Genomic DNA, 19676 nt, shown 5'->3' with positions numbered 1-19676 from the left:
AGGAGAATGCACATGAGAGTTCTTGTCACTGGAGGCAGCGGCAAATTGGGGCGCGCTACGATAAAGGACCTTCTCGAAAATGGACATGACGTTATCAATGCCGATACTGTCGAGCCTAAGGACGCCCTCTGCCCGTTCGTGAAGGTCGATTTCGAGGATATGAAGGCGACGCTTGAAGCGACCACTGGCTACGATTGGGATCACAACCGCAAGACCGAAGCCGTAGTTCATCTCGCGGCGATCCCGATGCCTGGCCGGGTGCCACCGGCAGACGTCTTCAGGATCAACACAATGTCGACCTACAACGTCTTCGAGTCGTGCAGACTTCTCGGCATCAAGAACGTGGTCTGGGCCTCAAGCGAGACCCTGCTTGGCATCCCATACACCATCAAGCCGGATTATTTCCCCGCCGACGAGGAATACGAGTCCCGCCCCGAGACCTCATACTCGCTCTCGAAACACCTGGGCGAGGAGATGGCGAAGCAATATTGCCGTTGGGACAGGGATCTCAAGATCGTCTGCCTGCGCTTCTCGAACGTGATGGACGAAAGCGAGTATGCTGCCTTCCCTGACTTCGAGAACGATCCCGGCAGCCGCCGCTTCAACCTGTGGACCTACATCGACGCCCGCGATGGCGCACAGGCGATCCGCAGATCATTGGAATGGGAGGGCAAGGGGGCCGAGGTGTTCATCATCGCCAACGAAGACGGGGTGATGACCACTCCCAACAAGACCCTGGTCGAGCGCTTCTATCCCGGCGTGCCGTTCAAGCGGGAGATCGGCCCGAACGAGACGTTGCTTTCTATTGAAAAAGCGAAATCTGTGCTGGGTTACAAACCGGAGCACGGCTGGCGTCGGTACGTCAGCTCGATGCGGTACTGAGGGGGGACGAGATGGCCGCTGAGAAGGCGATTGAAGTGAGCGAAGGGATCAAGGACGAGGTGGCAGCCAAGACGATGACTGCTACGGCCCATCTGAAAATCCGTCAGCTGATCCTGGATAACAAATGGCCGCCGGGGTACCAGGCGACCGAGCAGGAGGTGGCGTCCACGTTGGGAATGAGCCGCACCCCGGTCCGGGAGGCTTTGATGCGCCTCCAGCAGGACGGCCTGGTCTCTGTCGTCCCCCGGCACGGCATGCGTGTGCTGCCCGTCTCGCCGTCGGACATGAAGGAAATCTACGACATCCTGACGTCCCTCGAAAGCACCGCGGCCGAGCTGGCCGCGGCGCGCCACCTGACCGAGGAACAGCTCAAGGGCTTGGAGCGCGCGACGGCCGACATGGACAAGGCGCTCGAACGCGACGATCTCGACAGGTGGGCGCAAGCGGACGCCCGGTTCCACGAGCAACTGCTGGAGCTCAGCGGCAACAAGATGCTCAAGTCGGTGGTGCTCAACTTCATCGACCGCGCGCATCGCGTCCGGATGCTGACCCTCAAGATGCGGCCTAAACCCGTGAACTCCACGCGCGACCACGCGGAGCTCGTCAACGCCATACGAGCCGGCGACGTCGAGAAGGCGGGCACCATTCATCGCGAGCACAGACAGCGCGCTGGCCGCGAGCTCCTGGACCTCCTCGAGCGCCTCGGCCTCAACCATCTCTGATTGGATCGAAAAATGACTATGAAGAATGACACGCTAACGATCGCCGTGCTTCCGGGCGACGGCATCGGCCGGGAGGTCATGCCCGCATGCCTGGAGCTTGTGAACGCCGCCACGACAATGGCGGGCGCTCCCGCCCTCGCGTTCGAAACCCACAATGCGGGTGCGCAGTACTATGCCGAAAGCGGCGACGCTCTGCCCGCCTCGACGCTCGAGGCCTGCCGAAGGTCAGACGCGATTCTGTTCGGGGCGATGGGCTGGCCCGACATCCGCTTCCCCGATGGCACGGAAATCATTCCGCAGCTCGACCTGCGCATGGAGCTTGGTCTCTTCGCGGGCGTTCGGCCAATTCGCTGGTTTCCCGGATTGCCCCGGGTCCTGACCGATCCCCGGGCCGAACAGATCGACTTCGTATTGGTGCGCGAGCAGACCGAAGGGTTGTTCTATGCCCGCGGGCGCGGGGAAATCCGGAATGACGAAGAAGCCTACGACACCATGCAGATCACGCGGTCGGGAACGGCGCGCGTGACCGAGTTCGCCTTCGACATCGCGCGGCAGCGCAAGCGCCGCGGCAAGCCGGGCAACGTCACCTGCGTCGACAAGGCGAACGTTTTCCAGTCGATGGCTTTCTTCCGCAAGGTGTTCGACGAAGTGGCCGACCGCCATCCAGGTCTCACGAAGGATCATGCCTATGTCGACGCGTTGGCGCTCAACATGGTCAAGAAGCCCTGGACCTTCGATGTCCTCGTCACCGAGAACATGTTCGGCGACATCCTCTCCGATCTCGCCGCGGGACTGATCGGGGGCATGGGCATGGCACCTTCGGCCGACATCGGTGACAAACACGGCCTGTTCCAGCCCGCCCATGGCACCGCCCCTGACATTGCGGGCAAGGGCTGCGCGAACCCCAGCGCCATGTTCCTTTCGGCCGCGATGATGCTCGATTGGCTGGCGGCGAAGTTCGGCCAACCGACGCTTGCGGACGCTGCTCGCCTCATGGAAGGCGCGGTGGAGCACACGCTCTCGACCAAGCTGGCCATCCCCATGGAGTACGGCGGCAACGCGAACTGCGCCGAGATGACCCGATCGGTCATCTCCTCGCTCTCCGCGGCCCGGAAGGAGGTCGCATGACCAGCCCGCAGACCGATGGCTATGTCGTCGTGGTGGAATTCCTCGTTCGCGGGGGTTTCCTGAACCAATTCCGCGACGCGATGATGGAGAATGCTACGACGTCCCTGCGCGACGAGCCTGGCTGCTCAGTGTTTGACGTCTGCCAGAACCCCGAACAGCCCGAACGCATCCATCTATACGAGGTTTACGGGAGCCGAGCGGATTTCGACTTCCATCTCAAGTCGGCGCACTTTCTTAGCTTCAGCGAAGCCAGCCAACCATGGGTGCTTGAGAAGAAGGTCCAGACCTTTGAGCGCATCGCGGCGCCGAACGGGGGAAATTGATGGCGGACGGTATCAAAGCGATCGTCTTCGACACGTTCGGCACCGTCGTCGACTGGCGTGGCTCTATCATTTCGGACCTCACGTCTTGGGGCGTGGAGCAAGGTCTGAACGTCGACTGGGCCGATGTGGTCGACCGCTGGCGCGACCGCTATAATCCGCAGAAAGCCCGGGTGCGCTCGGGAGAGCTGCCTTGGACGAACCTCGACGAGCTACACTTCGACGCGTTGAAGTCTGTGTTCGACGGGATGGGCCTGCCGCTTCTCGATGAGGCGCGGATGATGCACATCAACAAGGTCTGGCATCGACTGAACGGCTGGCCGGACGCTTCTCGTGGGCTTCACCGCCTCAAGACGAAGTTCATCATCGGCCCGCTGTCGAACGCGAACGTCGCCATCCTGGTGAACATGGCCAAGCATGCGGACCTCCCGTGGGACAACGTGTTTTCGTGCGAGCTTTTCCGACACTACAAGCCCGACCCCGAAACCTATCTCGGGGTTTGCAAACTGCTCTACCTCGAACCGTCCGCGGTGATGATGTGCGCCGCCCACAATTACGACCTCGCGGCCGCGCGCGCGCTTGGCCTCAGGACCGCCTTCATCGCCCGCCCCAACGAATACGGACCGGGCCAGACCACGGACCTCAAGGCCGAGCAAGATTGGGACTACGCCGCCGACGACCTCGAAGACTTGGCGCGCCGGCTTGGCTGCTAGAAGGAAAATGCAAATGCAAACCTACAAGATGTTGATCGACGGCCAATGGGTCGACGCGGCGCTCGGCGAGACGTTCGAGACCCGCAATCCCTATACTGGGGAGGTCTGGGCAGCCATACCCAAGGGAACGAAGGAAGACGCTGAACGGGCGGTCGAGGCGGCGCATAAGGCTTTCACCAGCGGGCCTTGGCCCAAGCTCACCGCGACCGACCGCGGCCACCTCCTCCGCCGCCTTGGCGACTTGATCGCGGAGAACGCCGAGCGCCTCGCCCGCATCGAGGTGACGGACAACGGCAAACTCATCAACGAGATGCTGTTCCAGCTCAAGTATATCCCGCAGTGGTACTATTACTTCGGCGGCTTGGCGGACAAGATAGAGGGCGCGGTCATCCCGATCGACAAGCCCGAGACCTTCAACTACACCCGCAACGAGCCGCTGGGCGTCTGTGTCGGCATCACGCCCTGGAACTCCCCTCTCCTGCTTCTGTCCTACAAGTTGGCTCCCGCTCTCACGGCGGGAAACACCTTCGTCGCGAAACCGTCGGAGTTCACCTCGGCCTCAACGCTGGAATTTGCCAAGCTCGTTGAGCAGGCCGGCTTCCCCCCGGGCGTCTTCAACGTCGTCACGGGCTTCGGGGCCGACCTGGGCGAGACGCTGACGGCCCATAAACACGTCGCGAAGATCGCGTTCACCGGAAGCGAAGGCACGGGGCGCAAGATCGGAGAGTTGGCCGCCCGGAACTTCAAGAAGGTCACGCTCGAGCTGGGCGGAAAGAGCCCGCACATCGTCTTCGCGGACGCCGAAATAGACAACGCCGTCAACGGCGTCATTTCGGGCATCTTCGCCGCCACGGGCCAGACCTGCATCGCGGGCTCGCGCCTCCTTGTCGAACGCAAAATCCATGATCAGTTTCTCGAGAGGGTCATAGCGCTCGCCAAAACGGCCCGGATGGGCGATCCGCTCTCGACCTCGACGCAGGTCGGTCCGGTTACGACGCCCCCCCAACTCGAGAAAATCCTGGGCTACATCGACATCGCCAAGGGCGAAGGCGCGGAGTGCCTCCTGGGCGGCGGACGCCCGTCCAATCCCGAGCTCGGCAATGGCTGGTTCGTGGAGCCCACTATTTTCGCCGGCGTCCGGAATTCCATGCGTATCGCGCAGGAGGAAGTCTTCGGTCCGGTCCTCGCCGTTATTCCGTTCGACACCGAAGAAGAGGCGATCCAAATCGCGAACGACACGAATTACGGTTTGGCCGCCGGCTTTTGGACTCAGGACATGCGCCGCATGCTGCGGGTCTCGGCTGCCATCCAGGCGGGCACGGTTTGGGTCAACACCTACCGGACCATCAGCTACATGTCACCGCTCGGTGGCTACAAACACTCGGGCATCGGCCGGGAGAACGGCATGGCGTCCATTCAGAACTACCTGCAGACCAAGAGCGTCATGATCTCCACAGCCGAGAGTGTCGCCAACCCGTTCATCATGAGGTGATGGGATGAAGAAGGATCGTAAGCTGCTGATCGGCTGCGTGGCAGACGACTTTACCGGAGCGACCGACGTCGCGGGCATTTTCGCCAAGAGCGGAATGAAGACCACGGTGCTCATCGACGTTCCCAATGAAGAACTTGAAGTCGATGCCGACGCGATCGTGGTGGCTCTCAAGACGAGGACCATCGATCCATCCGACGCCGTCGCGCAATCCATCGCGGCCTTGCGCTGGCTTCAACATCGGGGAGCGGCGAAGTTCTACTTCAAATACTGCTCCACATTCGACTCCACCGAACGGGGCAACATCGGTCCGGTACTGGACGCGATGCTCGCCGAGCTGGGGGGCGACTTGACAACCGCGTGCCCTGCGTTCCCGGCGAACGCCCGCACCATTTACAAGAGCAACCTCTTCGTCGGCGACATCCCGCTCAGCGAATCCGGCATGAAGAACCATCCGCTCACTCCGATGACGGATTCGAATCTGGTGCGGGTTCTCGCGCCGCAGACGTCGCACAAAGTCGCTGGGTGTTATCACGAGACCGTCAAGCAAGGCGTCGACGCGGTGCGTGCCTGGGTGTCGAAGGCGCGCGCGGACGGGTACGGGGTCGCGGTTCTCGACGCCATGGACGACGCCGACCTTGAGGTCATCGCCGCCGCGTTCGACGACGCGCCCCTCCTCACAGGCGCTTCCGGTCTCGCATATGGACTTGCGAGGACGATGGTCGGAGGTGGTGCGGCGACGGCGCGGGAGCTGGCACCCTCAGCCCTGCAGGGAGGCTCCCGCGCCGTGATCTCCGGAAGTTGCTCTGCCGCGACCAACGGCCAGGTGGAGAAGATGCTGCAGGACCATGAGGGCTTTCGCATCGACGTCGAGCAACTCGCCAGGGGCCAAGACGTCGTCAAGGAAGCGCTCGATTGGGCCAAGGACCGACTTGGCCAAAAGCCCGTCCTATTCTACGCCACCGCAGCGCCCGACCAGGTGAAGGCGAACCAGGCGAAATTCGGGGTGGCTGAGACAGGGACCATGGTCGAAGGTGCACTGTCCAACATCGCCAAGGAACTCGTCGACAGGGGGGTCTCCGAGCTGATCGTCGCGGGTGGCGAAACGTCGGGTGCCGTCGTGAAATCCCTTGGGATCAACCAACTGGACATTGGAAACGAGATCGCACCCGGAGTCCCCTGGGTCAGCTCACCGACGGCGCCCGGCCGGATTTCGCTTGCGCTGAAGTCAGGGAACTTCGGCGCGCCCGACTTCTTCGTCCACGCCTGGGACAAACTCTGATGGCTACACTGTCCGAGGAAACCAGGACCCGCGACGACATCGTGCGGGCCGGACAATCCATTTTCGACCGCGGCCTGACATCCGGTTCGACCGGCAACATAAGCGTGAAGATGTCGGATGGACGGATGTTGATGACGCCCACGAATGCTTCGCTCGGAAGCCTCGTGCCTGAGCGACTTTCGCTCTTCTCCGCGGAGGGCGTTCACCTCGGCGGGGACAAGCCCACCAAGGAGGCCTTCCTTCACCGCTGCATGTATTGCGCACGGCCGCACGGCAAGGCCGTTGTCCACCTCCACTCAACATACTCGGTGGCGGTCAGCATCCTGAAAGACATCGATGAAAAGGATGCGCTGCCTCCCCTGACCGCCTACTACGTGATGCGGGTCGGCACCCTGCCATTGGTGCCCTACTTCCGTCCCGGAGACGAGAAGCTGGCCGCGGCGGTACAGGAGGCCGCCGCGACAAGCAACGCCGTCCTCATGGCGAATCACGGACCTGTCGTGGCTGGGAGGTCGCTTGAGGAGGCGCAGTACGCGACTGAGGAGCTGGAGGAAACCGCGAAACTGTTCCTGACGCTTCAAGGCCGGGAACTGAGACCATTGACTCCGGCTCAGCGCGAAGAACTCGCCAAGTCCATTTAGACACTTGGGCGTTGAGGGCGCCTCATCGGTGTTTGAGGACATTTTCATTTTGGGAAGGGGGCGCACGCCTGTAGGGTCCGGATTTATCGAAACTGATTTCCTGACTCCCGGGTCCCACGTCAAAGCTCGCCATGACCGACAGCCCAACACGGCACCCCATCCGGCGCGCCGCCGCTTGTGCCAGCGGCGCCAGAAGCGGCTGAAGCCAGTCCATGAACACCTCATGCCACCCCACCGTGACGCGCCCCCTTCATCGGAGCGCGCAGCATCAATCCATCTTGGAAAACAATGCGTTCACCTCCCAAAGTAGTGCTAGGTCCTGAGTTCTTAAGCCGCCTACTTAAAAAGTAAGCTATGGAATTGCTGAGTATTGAATTCGCCACCAATCCGGAACCTGCCTATGAGGTGGAGCACTTGGAAGGGTATGACTTGTGGCCGTGAACTCTTCTACCATTGCGGCATTTTGCTAGGTAAACTGATCAATTTGGTAATGGCGGCGATTACCTCGTTAATGCTCACCGATTATTCCTGTGGAGAAGCTGCAATTTCGGACACAATCGCATTTATTTCAGCACTCTGGCCACGATGCGAGCCTGAGCCTTGCCTGTATCGGCAACCAGAGTAACGCCTTTTGCCTACCTGCTGTTCGGAGGTTTCAATATTCCTTTGATGTCCTTAGCGGCACTGGCGGACCGCTCCGCCAATTCCCGCACACATCGCTACCCAGCGAGAGGTATGCTCGCTTGATCCTCCGTCACCATTCGCACGGCACGGGCGCAGACTTTGGGAGGATTTATTCGTCGTCTTGTGACGAGTTGGGTCTCCGGCAAACCCCGCGCCGTTCATTGGCCGTCTCGGATGGTAGCTGTCCAAAACGCCTCTTGTAGTCAGAAGCAAAACGCCCAAGGTGAGCAAAACCCCACTTTCTGGCTATCTCGGTAACACTGGACTGTTCACCTGTCTGGAGCAGATCCTCATGAACGGCCGACATCCGGAGATCGCGCAAATATAACATGGGCGTGGTGTTGCGGAATTGCTTAAAGCCTTGTTGCAGCGCTCGTGCACTCACCTTCGATGCGGAGGCAATATCGTTTAACGAAATTGGGGCGGACATGTGCTCTTCCATGAACTCGATCGCCCATTTGACATGCTTAGGTGTGGGTGCTGGACCTGGTCTCGAAAGCTCGTCACTATATTGATGCGAACAGTTTTCGATAAGGAGATACCCTAGTGTCTCACACAGGGAATTGAGACTTATCGGCGATTTCTGCAGCCAGCAATCGTTTGACAGACCGCGGTACACTTCCATGGCAATGTTCATGAATCCACTGCCGGCTCCCTCCGTCAGATTGACGTAAGGTTGAAAGTGCATGTCGCCGCTTATTGTTCTGTCAAGCAGAAAGGCCAATTGCTTCCGAATGAATTGGCGATCTACGATAAGCGCCAAGTGATGACGAGAGCCATTGAATTGCATACTGCTGGAGGTACGTTCCCCTTCCAACAAGGTGCCGTGACCAGGAACTGATACAATGCTCTCGCGAAAGCAGCTAAACCGTGCACTCCCACTAATGGGCAAAAAAAGGTGTACTTTGTCGCTTGTTCCATCCCTCGAGATTGACAATTTTCCATCGTATTTTGAGATAGCCACCGCGAATTTATCTGTCGATATAAAGCTGCAATCAAACGCCAGCGGGCTTCGCTCCTCCACAATTACTGCACACGACCCTTGACATAAACTTTGCGGCGTCGAAATAAATGAGGAAAGATAATCCGGATCTGTTCCCCGTATAGTATTTTCTCTTCCATTCCTCCGAGTGACGGAGGTGCTTCCAAAGCGAGGGCATCAAGGCGCGAATGTGACATGCTCAGCCTCACATTGTGACAAGAGGATCCAGCCCAATATTCCGAAATACCTTGTAGTCGGATCACTCGCCAGGTCCCTGCGTTCCATCATCACCAGGCCGCCTTGTAGATAGAGAGGGCGTCCGCCTCGGTCACCTCCCGGGGATTGTTCAAGAGCAACTGTGTCTGCTTCATCGCATGGCGGGCCATTCCGGCCAGGTGCTCTTCGCCGATGCCCACATCCCGCAGCCGGGGTTGCAACCCGGGCATAAAGGCGTGGTGCGACAGAGCCAAGACGACGATGAACAGCAGCGGCAAACAGGTGAAATCGACAGCAAAGCTAATGTGCTCGGCAATAAAGCCGATCAGCGCCGGCGCAACGAGGCATGCCGGAGTAGCCCATCGTGGTGGCGACCGCAAGACCGAGGCCAACACCCCGAGCATTGCCACCGTCTGCTGCTCCGCGACCTCAAAAAAGTTGCCGCCGGGACCTGTGTGGCGGCACCCAGGTGCTGCCTTCGCGGATCATGTCCCAGGGAGTGGTGTAGGTGGCGGCTTTGGTCGCCGCGTTCTCCGGCATGGGCCGGGATGATCAGCGCGCCACGGCTGGCAGGCTGATGAGCGGATCATCGCTCATCTGGCTGATGGTTTCTAGCGTCATGTATCTGGCGCGTTGGACAGCCCATTCGTCGTTCTGCTCGAGCAGGATCGCGCCGACGAGGCGGACGATGGCGTCATCATTGGGGAAGATGCCGACGACCTCGGTCCTGCGCTTGATTTCGCCGTTGAGGCGCTCGATCGGGTTGGTGCTGTGCAGCTTGGCGCGGTGCTCCTTCGGGAAGGTCATGTAGGCGAGAACGTCTTCTTCGGCATCATCCATGATGGCGGCGAGCTTGGGCACCTTCGGCCGGATCTGGTCGGCGACGGCGCGCCATTGGGCGCTTGCGGCTTCCGGCGTCTCCTGGGCGAAGGCGGTGGCGATGAAGGCGGAGACGACACGCCGACCGCTCTTGCCGGCGTGGGCAAGAACGTTGCGCATGAAGTGGACCCGGCAGCGCTGCCAGGTTGCGTTGAGCACCTTAGTGACGGCGACCTTCAGGCCTTCGTGGGCGTCGGAGACAACCAGCTTGACGCCTCTGAGGCCACGGCGGGTCAGCTTGCGTAGGAACTCCGTCCAGATCGGCTCGGCTTCGGAGGTGCCGACCTCCATGCCCAGCACCTCGCGGCGACCGTCGCTGTTGACACCAACGGCGATGATCACGGCAACGGAGACGATGCGGCCGCCGCGGCGGACCTTCAGGTAGGTGGCATCGATCCACAGATATGGCCAGTCGCCCTCGATCGGCCGCTCGAGGAAGGCCTTGACCTTGCCGTCGATCTCCTCGCACAGCCGGCTGACCTGGCTCTTGGAGATGCCGCTCATACCCATGGCCTTGACCAGATCGTCGACCGAGCGGGTCGAGATTCCCTGCACATAGGCCTCTTGAATGACCGCCGTCAGCGCCTTCTCGGCCATGCGCCGCGGCTCCAGGAAGCCCGGAAAGTAAGAGCCCTTCCTGAGCTTCGGAATGCGCAGCTCGACGGTTCCGGCGCGCGTCTCCCAATCCCGCTCGCGGTAGCCGTTGCGCTGGGCCGTCCGCAGCGGGTTCTTCTCGCCATAGCCGGCACCGGTGGCAGCGCCCACCTCCAGCTCCATCAGCCGCTCGGCGGCAAAGCCGATCATCTCGCGCAAAAGATCGGCGTCGGGGGACTTCTCCACGAGCGCACGCAGGTTCATCATGTTGTCGGTCATCGGTGGTTCCTTCGAATCAGGTTGGTGTCAGCAACCCGACCCTACCGAAGAACATCGATGACCACCGCTTCGCCGCCCGCTCACTACGGCGCTGTTGAGGGCGCGCTCGCGAGCGGCTTCGCTACCGCCGAGCTACACCACCTGTAGGGACACGACCCCTTCGGGCAGACGGGAACTTTGAGCGATCACGACGACCATCCTCTCGCCGCTATGGTTCGAAGCGGCTTGGTTGGTTTTTGATTGAGAAACCAAAAACTCTAGGGACAAACGGTCATATTGCAGTTGCCTCATAGGCGTCCCTTACCTGCCGGATGGACGCGACATAAGCCTTTGTATGGCCGAGTCCGGCTTCTCGAGGAGATGCTCGGAGAAAAAAGGACTGCCGCGGGGGACCTGTCCAGCGGCAGCCAAGGCGCCTCGGGAGGAGGCTGGGGAAACTCTCCTATTTGGTGATCGTATTGTTGCGTTGTAACATTTAAGGTAACGCGGTTTATAGAACCGGTGATTTTGTGAAGCGCTGATCGCCGAGGATGAGGCTTAGTCGCTTCCTCCGGCCCCGACAACCTACGCTCCCATCACGCGCGATCTATCCAACACGACAACCTCCGCGCTCGCTACGTCGTAAGATGCCGGAGGATTGTCTTCCTCGGGCACGGTTTGATGAATCTTGAACTGCTGTAAGAGACCGGTAAGTTCTTCCGCCTGAGACGCTAACATGCTGCCAGCAGCCGCGGATTGCTCTGCCATCGCCGCGTTTTTCTGAGTTTCCTGATCGATTAAAGCGACGGTAGTATTGATGTTTGCCAAGGTCATGGATTGCTCTTGGGCCGACCCGGCAATCGCTGCAACATGCCGATCGATCTCGGCGACCCCAACTATAATCTGGTCTAAGCTCCTCCCAGTCTCATCTACGAGAGTGACACCTTTTTCCACCTGTGCGCTTGCACTTGAAATCAGTTGCTTGATTTCCCTGGCAGCTGTCGCGGATCTTTGCGCCAATTCTCTGACCTCTTGAGCCACCACTGCGAAGCCTCGACCCGCCTCGCCGGCGCGGGAGGCTTCAACTCCCGCGTTCAAGGCAAGGAGGTTCGTCTGGAAGGCGATCTCATCAATGACCCCAATGATAGTCGTGATCTGGGCCGAAGATCTTTCGATGTTGCGCATTGCCTCGACCGCAGACCGAACGACGACACCAGACGCCTCCGCACCCGCCTTCGCTTGTGCGACCAAGACTTTCGCGTCAGCAGCGCGAATGGCGCTGTCACGAATGGCGGACGTGACCTGTCCGACCGCTGTTGCGGTTTCCTGTAGCGACGCCGCTTGCCGCTCCGTTCTGCTGGACAAGTCATGGGACGCCGAACGGATTTCTTCGCAGCTGCTATCGATCAGACGGGCGTTTTGATTCACTGACAACAGCGCCGCAAGGAGTTTCTCGACCGAAGCATTGTAGTCGAAGCGAAGTGCATCCAGATCCATTCTGAAAGGTATCTCGATCCTGTGGATCAGGTCCCCGTCCGAAAGCCGCTGAAGCGCCGAGCCAAGTGTGCTTACAGCTAGCTTCGCCGCACCCGCATCGGCCGCGTCACGCACCTCGCGGGTTTGCCGGTCTCTTTCCGCTGCGTCGCGCACTACCTCGCTTTCGTATTCGAGTTGTGCTCGCTCAATAGCGTTCCTCCGGAAAACGGACACCGCTCGTGCCATGCTTCCCAACTCGTCCCGCCGCTCCTCGCCCGAAACTTCGTCGTCCGTGTTGCCATCCGCCAGTGACATCATTCGATCCCTCAGGCGAACAAGCGGCAACGTCACGTACCGGGAGGCGATGAAGATCGACACCGCCAGTAATACAGCAAACAGGCCTGTGATGATGACCAGCGAATACAGGCTTGTTTTGTCGGCGCCGTTCGCCAATTGCTGGCTCTTGAGATCGATCGCGTTTGTGAAATTATCAGTCCAGTCACGAATACCAAGAACCTGATCCGCTATCATCGGGTCCGCCTGACGCAGCAGCGCATTGGCGTTTTCGGTGTCTCCTTTAAGTGCCAGTTGGACCGCTTTGTTGGTCAGCTCGAGAATGCCATTTGCGGCAGAGATGAATTTATCGATGCTCTCCTTATGATCGGGAACCAACCGCTTGACAGCTCGAAGTTCCGAAAGCAGCTTCGCCTTGTTGTTCTCATAGTAGAGAGCGAATTTCTTGATGCTCGGATCCTTGGTGTCATAGGACATGACTTGATACGCGTTGTAACTCAGCGCAGTAAGACGTTGGCTCGCCCGCGCCATCTGAATAGCCGCTGCCTCGTCCTCAGCAATGAAACTGACATAGCTCTGGGAAGCGGTCCGATAATTGAGCGACACAAACGTCAGCCCGGCGATACCGATCGCACAGATCGGCGCCACCAGCAGAAGCATTTTAAGTTTGATGCTGACATTTGCAAGAAACGACATAGTAAAGCCCCCTGTATGTCGTTGATAAATGAAGACGCGATAGGCGCCGCGCAGCCTGTTGCCGTTAGACTTCGTCTTTGAGTGTCTCTTTTTGCGTGATAAGGCGCGCCGAGTGATGTCCAGACATGAAGACCCAGAGCCAACTGAGTGCGACGGCCATTCGGCTGCGCGTGCCGATCAGGAAGTAAATGTGGGCCAAGCCCCATATCCACCAAGCGAGAGAACCCTTCAGTTGAAGTTTCCCGAAGTGGATGACAGCCGAACTCGGGCCAATCGTCGCCAGGTTGCCGAGGTGTCTGTAGCGGAACGGCGCGGGTGCTGGTTTTTGTAGACGCCGCGCCTTTATGACCGCGGCAACGTACTTCCCCTGTTGCTTCGCTGCGGGCGCGATGCCCGGTACTGGATTGCCGTCGTCGGTTTTTACGGAAGCGGTGTCGCCCACGATGAAGACTTCCGGGTGCCCCGAAACGGTCAAGTCTGGTTCGACGAGCGCCCTTCCCGCGCGATCCTTCTCTGCCCCAACCCATTCGGCGGCCTTGGACGCCTGAACGCCTGCTGCCCAAATGACCGTCCGGCTTGGAACGAACTCGTCTCCGATCGTCACGCCTTCTTCATCGCATGCGGTCACCGGGCGGCCGGTACAGACTTCAACACCCATCTTCGTTAACGACTTGGCGGCATAATCCGACAGCGCGGGCGGAAAGACCGGAAGAACTCGCGGCCCAGCCTCGATCAACAGAATGCGGGCCGACGATGTGTCAATGCTTCGAAACTCCTCCACAAGAGTTCTATGAGCGAGCTGGGCAATGATGCCCGCCATCTCTACGCCAGTCGGCCCGGCACCGATGATGCTAAAGGTCAGAAGGGCCTTCCTGCGCTCGGGGTCAGCCTCCAATTCGGCTTTCTCAAAGGCTAGAAGGAGGCGTCTCCGTATCGTCGTCGCATCCTCGAGCGCCTTCAGGCCGGGCGCAAAGGGCTCCCACTCGTCACGCCCAAAGTATGCGTGGCGCGCTCCCGTGGCCAGAACGAGAGTGTCGTATGGCACCGAAGGCCCGCCCTTTAGCAATACCGTGCGTTGCTCTGTGTCGATCCCGACGACTTCGCCGAGCAGCGTAGAGATGTCCTTTCGTTCGCGGAACAGGGTCCTTATCGGCCAAGCGATTTCCGATGTCGCAAGCACCGTTGTCGCGACTTGGTACAGCAGCGGTTGAAACAGGTGATGGTTGCGCCGATCAATGATCGTGATGGAAGTTTCGGGACACTTGAGGTCCCTGGCGAGTTGGAGACCCGCGAAGCCTCCGCCTACGACCACTACGCGATGTTGCGCCATTTTCACTCCACGAGAATGGCCGGGGTGCGTCTCACCCCAAGCGCCGTTTGAACGAGCCACGAACGAGTGTCCGTCAGTCGCTTACTCGGCTATTCACAATGATAGACGGGGGACTGACGAGCAGTGGCAGGAGCGGTTCCAGAACGCGGACCACGTTGGGATGCTTGCCGTGCCGGGCCACCGCCTCCTCGTTCGCCCAGCCATCAAGGATGTAGAACGTGTTGGGCTCGTCCGAGCGCTGGTAGAGGTCGTAATAAAGGCACCCTGACTCTTCACGCGCCGGTCCGATGAATTCCAGGAGGAGTTCCTTCACGCGTCCCCTGTTCAGTGTTGTGGTCTTGAATTCGACGATGAGGTGCTGTTCCGCGGATTTCGTGGATGACATCGACTGGCTCCTAGTTGAACACGATGACCGGCTTGATAACGCGACCCGCCTCGGCATCCGCGATAGCCTCGTTGATCTTCTCGAACGGATACTTCGTGATCAGCTTCTGAAATGGAAACAGGCCTACCTGATTGAGCTGAACCATCTGCGGGATAAACAATTGCGGGATTTGGTCGCCAAGGATTGCGCCCTGAATTTTGCGGTTGAAGACCATGAGATCGAGCGGAATTGGGATGTCCTTGCCGAGCGCATCCAGGCCGAGCAGAACGACATGTCCGCCGGGCCGCGTGCATTTGATGGAACTTAGGATAACTGGAATGATACCGACGGCCTCAACGGCGAAGTCAGCGCCACCGCCGGTCAGCGCGTGAATCTGTTCCACCACATCGGCGTCCTTGCCGTTGACGGCGTGCGTCGCGCCCAGCTCCTTGGCCATCTCGAGACGCTGTGGGTTCAGATCGACGACTATGATCTTGCTGCATTGACGCACTCTGGCGGCCATGATTGCCGCCATACCAACGGCCCCCGCACCGAAGATAGCAATCGTAGAGCCGATCTCCGGTTTCATGGCGTTTATGACAGTGCCCGCCCCGGTTGCCATGCCGCAGCCCAGTGGGGCTGCATTTGTCAGGTCGAATCCCTCCGAGGGGAGTAGAGCGGCGTTGTTCTCTGTCGCCAGAATGTGGGTCGCGAAGGAAGACTGCCCTACGAAATTGCTGCCCACCTCGTCACATACGATGGCTCTCTTCCCGTTTGCCCGCAGACCCGTCAAGTTGTACTGCGTGTAGTTCTGGCAGTTCATGGGATGCGATCGTCGGCAATCTGGGCAGAATCCGCATGAACTCTGACTGAGGGCGACAGCGTCGCCTACTTTCAATCCCTGCACATCCGGCCCGGTTGCCTCGACAATCCCGACGCCTTCGTGTCCCGGAATGACGGGAGCCGCGGGGCCGAAGATGCCGTCTCTCAGGAGCAAATCGGTGTGGCAAATACCGGTTGCGACAGTGCGGACAAGGATCTCGTTCCCCTCAGGATCAGCCAGTTCCAAGTCCCGGAACTCCAGTGGAGCCTTCGGCTTCACGGCAACAGCCGCAGTGATCTTGACCATTTCTTCTCTCCTGCTTTGTCTAGCGAAGGCGCGGGAATGAAACCAATCGACAACTCGGTGCGCGGGCTCAGATGCGGCCTGCGCGAGCTCCGTAGATGATCGCAGCCAGCGCGATGATCAGGCCCTGAGCAATGAGCTTTCCTGGTTCCTGGATGCCGAAAACAGTCAGCATTGCGAACAGGAAGCTGAAGGCGACCACCGCGACAAACGGACCAGCAACGCCGCCACGATCGACGCCGAACGTGACGCCGCCAAGGATCGTTGCGGCCAATGCGTTCATGAAGGTGTCGAAACCTGGCTTTATTGTGCCGACGGCCAAGGCGGATATCTGAACAAGTGCGGCTATCCCAGTCAGGAATCCAGCCGTCACATGCGAGACGAATATCGTTCGGGCAAGCGGAATGCCCGTTGTCTCGGCGGCGCGAGGGTTATCACCTACTGCACGGAAGTAGCGACCGATGATCAAGAAGCGGAAAGCGATGGCTACAAGGACCGAGGTCGCGACCCAGATGATGACGGAATACGACAGTCCGTACACGTTGCCGTTCGTCAGCACGCGCAACCATGTTGGCGTAGAACCCGGCGCCCTGCCCGCACTCATATACTGAATGATACCAATCAGCATTGCCGAGACACTTAGCGTTGAGATTACTGCGGACGCGCGGACATAGGCAACAAGGACACCATTGATGATACCGACCAGCAAGCCGACAATGATAGGCATCGCCACTGTCAGGAGGGGCGGATAGCTGTTCAACAGGCCCGAACTCGCGAGGTAAATCGCGAAAGCGAATACACCGCTGACCGAGAGGTCGATCGACCGAACTCTCATCACCAGAGACTGGGCCAGCACCGCGATGCCAAGTGGGGCGGACTGCTTTAGGATCACAAACCAATAGTTCGGGTTGATAAGGGTCGCGCTCACGGCAGGCGCTACGGCGATGAGGATGGAAAGCACATAATAAGCCGGAGGCAAGCCGCTGATCCAGGAAACAACGCGCTTGCCGTTAAACGAGGCGGATGGCGCACCCGGCTTGGAATTAACGGTGGTCATCGAGGTGTCCCTCTTTTTCAAAGTCCGATTGTTTTGCGTCGCTGCGATACAACGAGCACGAGGAGCAGCCCGCCCTTAGCCACCGATTGCAGGAAGGCGGACACATTCGCGAGGTTCATTACGTTGTTGATGAGACCCAAGATCGCGGCTCCTACGACCGTACCGAAGACGCTTCCGATGCCGCCGGCGAGGTGAACGCCGCCGAGTGCGACCGCCGTAACCGACTCGATCCCGAAAGTGGCTCCGCCCTTGGGATCGCCCGACGCGAGCCGCCCAGTCAGGAACATCCCTGCGGCGCAGGCGAAGAGGGCCGACAGGACATAGGCGTTGATGATCGTCCGTTCCACCGGCACGCCGTTCATACGGGCGTTGAATTCATTGCCACCGGCGGCGAAAAGATAGAGCCCAAACGGTCGGCGATAGAGGATCCAGGCAGCGACGAGCGAAGCAACGATGAGCCAAACCAAAGTGTTCGGCACCGGGCCAATCGAGCCCGCCACGGACGTCGAAAGCCAATCCGGCACCCTACCCCCAGGAATCGGAAGTATGATTAGGGCAAGACCCTGGCCAATTCCCATAGTCGCGAGAGTCATGATGATCGGGTGGACGTTCAGGCGTGCGACGCCGTAGCCGTTGACCAAGCCGAACGCAGTTGCAACCGCGATGCAGAGTAGGATTCGCATAAAGGCGGGCATGTCCAGGGTCATTATCGCAGTCGTCATGCTGATGATCGAGCCTACCGAAACGTCAAGACCACCGGTCAGAATCACGAACGTCTGGCCCAGCGCCGAGATGACAAGCGTGGTCGACTGCGCAAGCAGGTTCGAGAGGTTTTCGCCCGCGAGAAAGCCGGGCAGGAAGATAATTGATGCGACGACCATCAGGAGGAGCGTCCCAATCGAAAGCCGGATCGCACCTGCCCGATATGGAACCCTAAGGTAACTTGCGACGGTAATCATAAAACTCCTCCTCAATGAACCGCAGCGCGCTGATCATGCGTGGAATGAGAACCCAACGCTGTACCAAGAATACTTTCTTCGGTGGCTCCCGCCGCTGGCGTCTGGCCCACGATCTTCCTGTCGTGAACGATCAGAATGTTGTCACAGAGGCCGATGAGTTCGGCGAGTTCACGGGAGGAGACGATCACAGCTCCGCCGCTCTCGCTGAAGTCACGGAGCAGGCGATAGATCTCAGCCTTCGCGCCGACGTCGACGCCGCGTGTCGGCTCCTCGATCACAAGAATGTCTACGCCTGAGAGAAGCCAGCGCCCGAGCAGGACCTTTTGCTGGTTTCCGCCGGAGAGCTTTCCAACGGGTGCGTCCGGGTCGGCTGCAGCCACGTGCAGCGACTTGATGATTTCGCGGACGCGCGAAACGGATCTCCACGCGACACTAGCCATGCGCCGGTTTAGTTGCTTGCCCAGCGCGATGTTGTCGTAAATTGGCAGACGGAGAAACAGACCTTCCTGTTTACGGTCTTCAGGTATGAAGCCGATGCCTGCGGAGATGGCGTTGGAGAAGCCGGAAGAGACGTCTACAGCACGCATGGATGCGTCGGCAATGCTCCGTCGGACAGAGATGGATTTCGCTGACTCCACGCCGACTAACGCTCTCATAATTTCGCGTTGTCCTTGCCCCTCAAGCCCAGCAAGCCCGAGGATTTCTCCTCTTTTTACGGAGAACTGAACCTCCGGCCCTTCGGCGTCGAGGCGAAGTTTGGAAACCTCCAGCATATGGTCACCCATTTCACCGGCTCGCGACGGGAAAAAGTTCTGTAGCTCGCGACCGACCATCGTCGCGACAAGGGAATGCAGGTTGAAGTCTTCCGCCCTCGCGGTCTTGACCCACGCTCCGTCCTTCATGACTGTGATCTTGTCACAGAGTTCGAAAACTTCGTTCATCCTATGTGAGATGTAGACAACGGCCTTACCCGCACCCTTCAGGTCCCGGATCACTTTGAACAGGTGTTCGACGTCAGCCGAGTTCAACGCTGCCGTCGGCTCGTCGAAGATGAAGACATCCGCATTCGATGTGAGACCTTTCGCGATTTCGACAGCCTGTTGCTGAGCGACCGTCAGCGTGTCGACGATTGCCGTTGGGTCGAGCTGGGGGAACACGTCTGATAGCAGACGGCGTGACCTGTCGATTACCTCCGCCCTGTCGATGGAGCCGTCGGCACGCCGTGGCTCGTGACCGAGGAACATGTTCTCAGCGACGGTTAGATTGGGTACGAGAGTAAATTCTTGGAATACTGTCGATACCCCGGCGAGACGTGCTTCCTTGGGAGCGCGAAATCTGACCTCCTGACCTCGAAGCCGAACGGTTCCAGAGGTGGGCTGATAAACGCCTGACAGAATTCGCATCAGCGTAGATTTACCCGCGCCATTCTCGCCCATCAGAGCGTGCACCGAGCCGGACTCCAGCGAGAAGCGAACGTCGGATAGGACCTTCGTGGCGCCAAACGACTTATTGATGCCGACCATTTCGACAAGCATGCTCATGAGAACTTCCGTATGTGTTTGAGTTGCGGGCGCGGAAAACCCG

18 protein-coding genes are annotated in these 19676 nt (G+C 59.4%); 8 read left to right on the top strand and 10 right to left on the bottom strand.

From position 1 onward, the window contains the following. Positions 1 to 12: 12 nt before the first annotated feature. From NXT3_RS24800 to otnC, 8 genes are read left to right on the top strand one after another with little or no spacing between them, the layout of a single operon-like run. On the top strand, positions 13 to 882 hold the full coding sequence (locus NXT3_RS24800) for an NAD-dependent epimerase/dehydratase family protein (protein WP_104840849.1): 870 nt from the start codon (positions 13 to 15) through the stop codon (positions 880 to 882). 11 nt (positions 883 to 893) lie between these two features. Then, positions 894 to 1604 (top strand): GntR family transcriptional regulator, encoded by a 711-nt coding sequence (locus NXT3_RS24795; protein WP_085026216.1) that lies wholly within the window; start codon positions 894 to 896, stop codon positions 1602 to 1604. A gap of 12 nt (positions 1605 to 1616) precedes the next feature. Beyond that, the gene (locus NXT3_RS24790) at positions 1617 to 2732 is read left to right on the top strand and encodes an isocitrate/isopropylmalate dehydrogenase family protein (protein WP_104840848.1); all 1116 of its coding nucleotides are present in this window, start codon (positions 1617 to 1619) and stop codon (positions 2730 to 2732) included. Further along, positions 2729 to 3055 carry a putative quinol monooxygenase gene (locus NXT3_RS24785; protein WP_104840847.1) on the top strand — a complete coding sequence of 109 codons (327 nt, stop codon included), beginning with the start codon at positions 2729 to 2731 and terminating at the stop codon, positions 3053 to 3055. The genes NXT3_RS24790 and NXT3_RS24785 overlap by 4 nt, the downstream gene beginning before the upstream one ends. Beyond that, positions 3055 to 3765, top strand: a complete 711-nt coding sequence (locus NXT3_RS24780; protein ID WP_104840846.1) for a haloacid dehalogenase type II — start codon at positions 3055 to 3057, stop codon at positions 3763 to 3765. The genes NXT3_RS24785 and NXT3_RS24780 overlap by 1 nt, the downstream gene beginning before the upstream one ends. Before the next feature lie 13 nt (positions 3766 to 3778). Further along, on the top strand, positions 3779 to 5257 hold the full coding sequence (locus tag NXT3_RS24775; RefSeq protein ID WP_104840845.1) for an aldehyde dehydrogenase: 1479 nt from the start codon (positions 3779 to 3781) through the stop codon (positions 5255 to 5257). A gap of 4 nt (positions 5258 to 5261) precedes the next feature. Further along, complete coding sequence (gene otnK / locus NXT3_RS24770; protein WP_104840844.1) at positions 5262 to 6536, top strand: 3-oxo-tetronate kinase; 1275 nt, start codon at positions 5262 to 5264, stop codon at positions 6534 to 6536. Further along, on the top strand, positions 6536 to 7177 hold the full coding sequence (gene otnC / locus NXT3_RS24765; protein WP_104840843.1) for a 3-oxo-tetronate 4-phosphate decarboxylase: 642 nt from the start codon (positions 6536 to 6538) through the stop codon (positions 7175 to 7177). Before otnK ends, otnC begins: the two co-directional genes overlap by 1 nt. 793 nt (positions 7178 to 7970) lie before the next feature. Here the strand turns inward: otnC and NXT3_RS33005 are convergent. The 10 genes from NXT3_RS33005 to NXT3_RS24710 all read right to left on the bottom strand — a co-directional run bounded on the left by NXT3_RS33005 (position 7971) and on the right by NXT3_RS24710 (position 19633). Next, positions 7971 to 8885: an AraC family transcriptional regulator gene (locus NXT3_RS33005; RefSeq protein ID WP_272939872.1), complete on the bottom strand. Its 915-nt coding sequence runs from the start codon at positions 8883 to 8885 to the stop codon at positions 7971 to 7973. Positions 8886 to 9130: 245 nt separating this feature from the next. Beyond that, positions 9131 to 9463, bottom strand: coding sequence for a hypothetical protein (locus NXT3_RS33390; protein WP_423828013.1), 333 nt, complete (start codon positions 9461 to 9463; stop codon positions 9131 to 9133). A 148-nt stretch (positions 9464 to 9611) separates the two neighbouring features. Further along, positions 9612 to 10811: an IS256 family transposase gene (locus NXT3_RS24745; RefSeq protein WP_104839657.1), complete on the bottom strand. Its 1200-nt coding sequence runs from the start codon at positions 10809 to 10811 to the stop codon at positions 9612 to 9614. A 564-nt stretch (positions 10812 to 11375) separates the two neighbouring features. After that, positions 11376 to 13256, bottom strand: a complete 1881-nt coding sequence (locus tag NXT3_RS24740) for a methyl-accepting chemotaxis protein (RefSeq protein WP_104840841.1) — start codon at positions 13254 to 13256, stop codon at positions 11376 to 11378. 64 nt (positions 13257 to 13320) lie between these two features. Further along, positions 13321 to 14586 (bottom strand): NAD(P)/FAD-dependent oxidoreductase, encoded by a 1266-nt coding sequence (locus NXT3_RS24735; protein WP_104840840.1) that lies wholly within the window; start codon positions 14584 to 14586, stop codon positions 13321 to 13323. Positions 14587 to 14659: 73 nt separating this feature from the next. After that, positions 14660 to 14971, bottom strand: a complete 312-nt coding sequence (locus tag NXT3_RS24730) for a putative quinol monooxygenase (RefSeq protein ID WP_104840839.1) — start codon at positions 14969 to 14971, stop codon at positions 14660 to 14662. Between the two features lie 10 nt (positions 14972 to 14981). Beyond that, the gene (locus NXT3_RS24725; protein WP_104840838.1) at positions 14982 to 16079 is read right to left on the bottom strand and encodes an NAD(P)-dependent alcohol dehydrogenase; all 1098 of its coding nucleotides are present in this window, start codon (positions 16077 to 16079) and stop codon (positions 14982 to 14984) included. Between the two features lie 67 nt (positions 16080 to 16146). Further along, positions 16147 to 17133, bottom strand: coding sequence for an ABC transporter permease (locus NXT3_RS24720; protein ID WP_104840837.1), 987 nt, complete (start codon positions 17131 to 17133; stop codon positions 16147 to 16149). Between the two features lie 17 nt (positions 17134 to 17150). Continuing rightward, complete coding sequence (locus NXT3_RS24715) at positions 17151 to 18092, bottom strand: ABC transporter permease (RefSeq protein WP_104840836.1); 942 nt, start codon at positions 18090 to 18092, stop codon at positions 17151 to 17153. Between the two features lie 11 nt (positions 18093 to 18103). After that, positions 18104 to 19633 carry a sugar ABC transporter ATP-binding protein gene (locus tag NXT3_RS24710; protein ID WP_104840835.1) on the bottom strand — a complete coding sequence of 510 codons (1530 nt, stop codon included), beginning with the start codon at positions 19631 to 19633 and terminating at the stop codon, positions 18104 to 18106. Between the last annotated feature and the right edge of the window lie 43 nt (positions 19634 to 19676).

The sequence above is a fragment of the Sinorhizobium fredii genome (assembly GCF_002944405.1).
GTDB classification, from domain to species: Bacteria; Pseudomonadota; Alphaproteobacteria; order Rhizobiales; family Rhizobiaceae; genus Sinorhizobium; species Sinorhizobium fredii_C.
The sequence above is the reverse complement of the archived record's forward strand: the minus strand, read 5'-3'. Positions and strand labels throughout refer to the sequence as shown.

What these genes read in the sequence shown, in the direction of transcription:
- NXT3_RS24790 (WP_104840848.1), top strand. Translation starts at nt 1,617, where the DNA reads ATGACTATGAAGAATGACACGCTAACGATCGCCGTGCTTCCGGGCGAC.
- NXT3_RS24745 (WP_104839657.1), bottom strand. Translation starts at nt 10,811, where the DNA reads ATGACCGACAACATGATGAACCTGCGTGCGCTCGTGGAGAAGTCCCCC.
- NXT3_RS24710 (WP_104840835.1), bottom strand. Translation starts at nt 19,633, where the DNA reads ATGAGCATGCTTGTCGAAATGGTCGGCATCAATAAGTCGTTTGGCGCC.
- NXT3_RS24800 (WP_104840849.1), top strand. Translation starts at nt 13, where the DNA reads ATGAGAGTTCTTGTCACTGGAGGCAGCGGCAAATTGGGGCGCGCTACG.
- NXT3_RS24780 (WP_104840846.1), top strand. Translation starts at nt 3,055, where the DNA reads ATGGCGGACGGTATCAAAGCGATCGTCTTCGACACGTTCGGCACCGTC.
- NXT3_RS24720 (WP_104840837.1), bottom strand. Translation starts at nt 17,133, where the DNA reads ATGACCACCGTTAATTCCAAGCCGGGTGCGCCATCCGCCTCGTTTAAC.
- NXT3_RS24785 (WP_104840847.1), top strand. Translation starts at nt 2,729, where the DNA reads ATGACCAGCCCGCAGACCGATGGCTATGTCGTCGTGGTGGAATTCCTC.
- NXT3_RS24715 (WP_104840836.1), bottom strand. Translation starts at nt 18,092, where the DNA reads ATGATTACCGTCGCAAGTTACCTTAGGGTTCCATATCGGGCAGGTGCG.
- NXT3_RS24775 (WP_104840845.1), top strand. Translation starts at nt 3,779, where the DNA reads ATGCAAACCTACAAGATGTTGATCGACGGCCAATGGGTCGACGCGGCG.
- NXT3_RS24730 (WP_104840839.1), bottom strand. Translation starts at nt 14,971, where the DNA reads ATGTCATCCACGAAATCCGCGGAACAGCACCTCATCGTCGAATTCAAG.
- NXT3_RS24735 (WP_104840840.1), bottom strand. Translation starts at nt 14,586, where the DNA reads ATGGCGCAACATCGCGTAGTGGTCGTAGGCGGAGGCTTCGCGGGTCTC.
- NXT3_RS24740 (WP_104840841.1), bottom strand. Translation starts at nt 13,256, where the DNA reads ATGTCGTTTCTTGCAAATGTCAGCATCAAACTTAAAATGCTTCTGCTG.
- NXT3_RS24725 (WP_104840838.1), bottom strand. Translation starts at nt 16,079, where the DNA reads ATGGTCAAGATCACTGCGGCTGTTGCCGTGAAGCCGAAGGCTCCACTG.
- otnC (WP_104840843.1), top strand. Translation starts at nt 6,536, where the DNA reads ATGGCTACACTGTCCGAGGAAACCAGGACCCGCGACGACATCGTGCGG.
- otnK (WP_104840844.1), top strand. Translation starts at nt 5,262, where the DNA reads ATGAAGAAGGATCGTAAGCTGCTGATCGGCTGCGTGGCAGACGACTTT.
- NXT3_RS33390 (WP_423828013.1), bottom strand. Translation starts at nt 9,463, where the DNA reads ATGCTCGGGGTGTTGGCCTCGGTCTTGCGGTCGCCACCACGATGGGCT.
- NXT3_RS24795 (WP_085026216.1), top strand. Translation starts at nt 894, where the DNA reads ATGGCCGCTGAGAAGGCGATTGAAGTGAGCGAAGGGATCAAGGACGAG.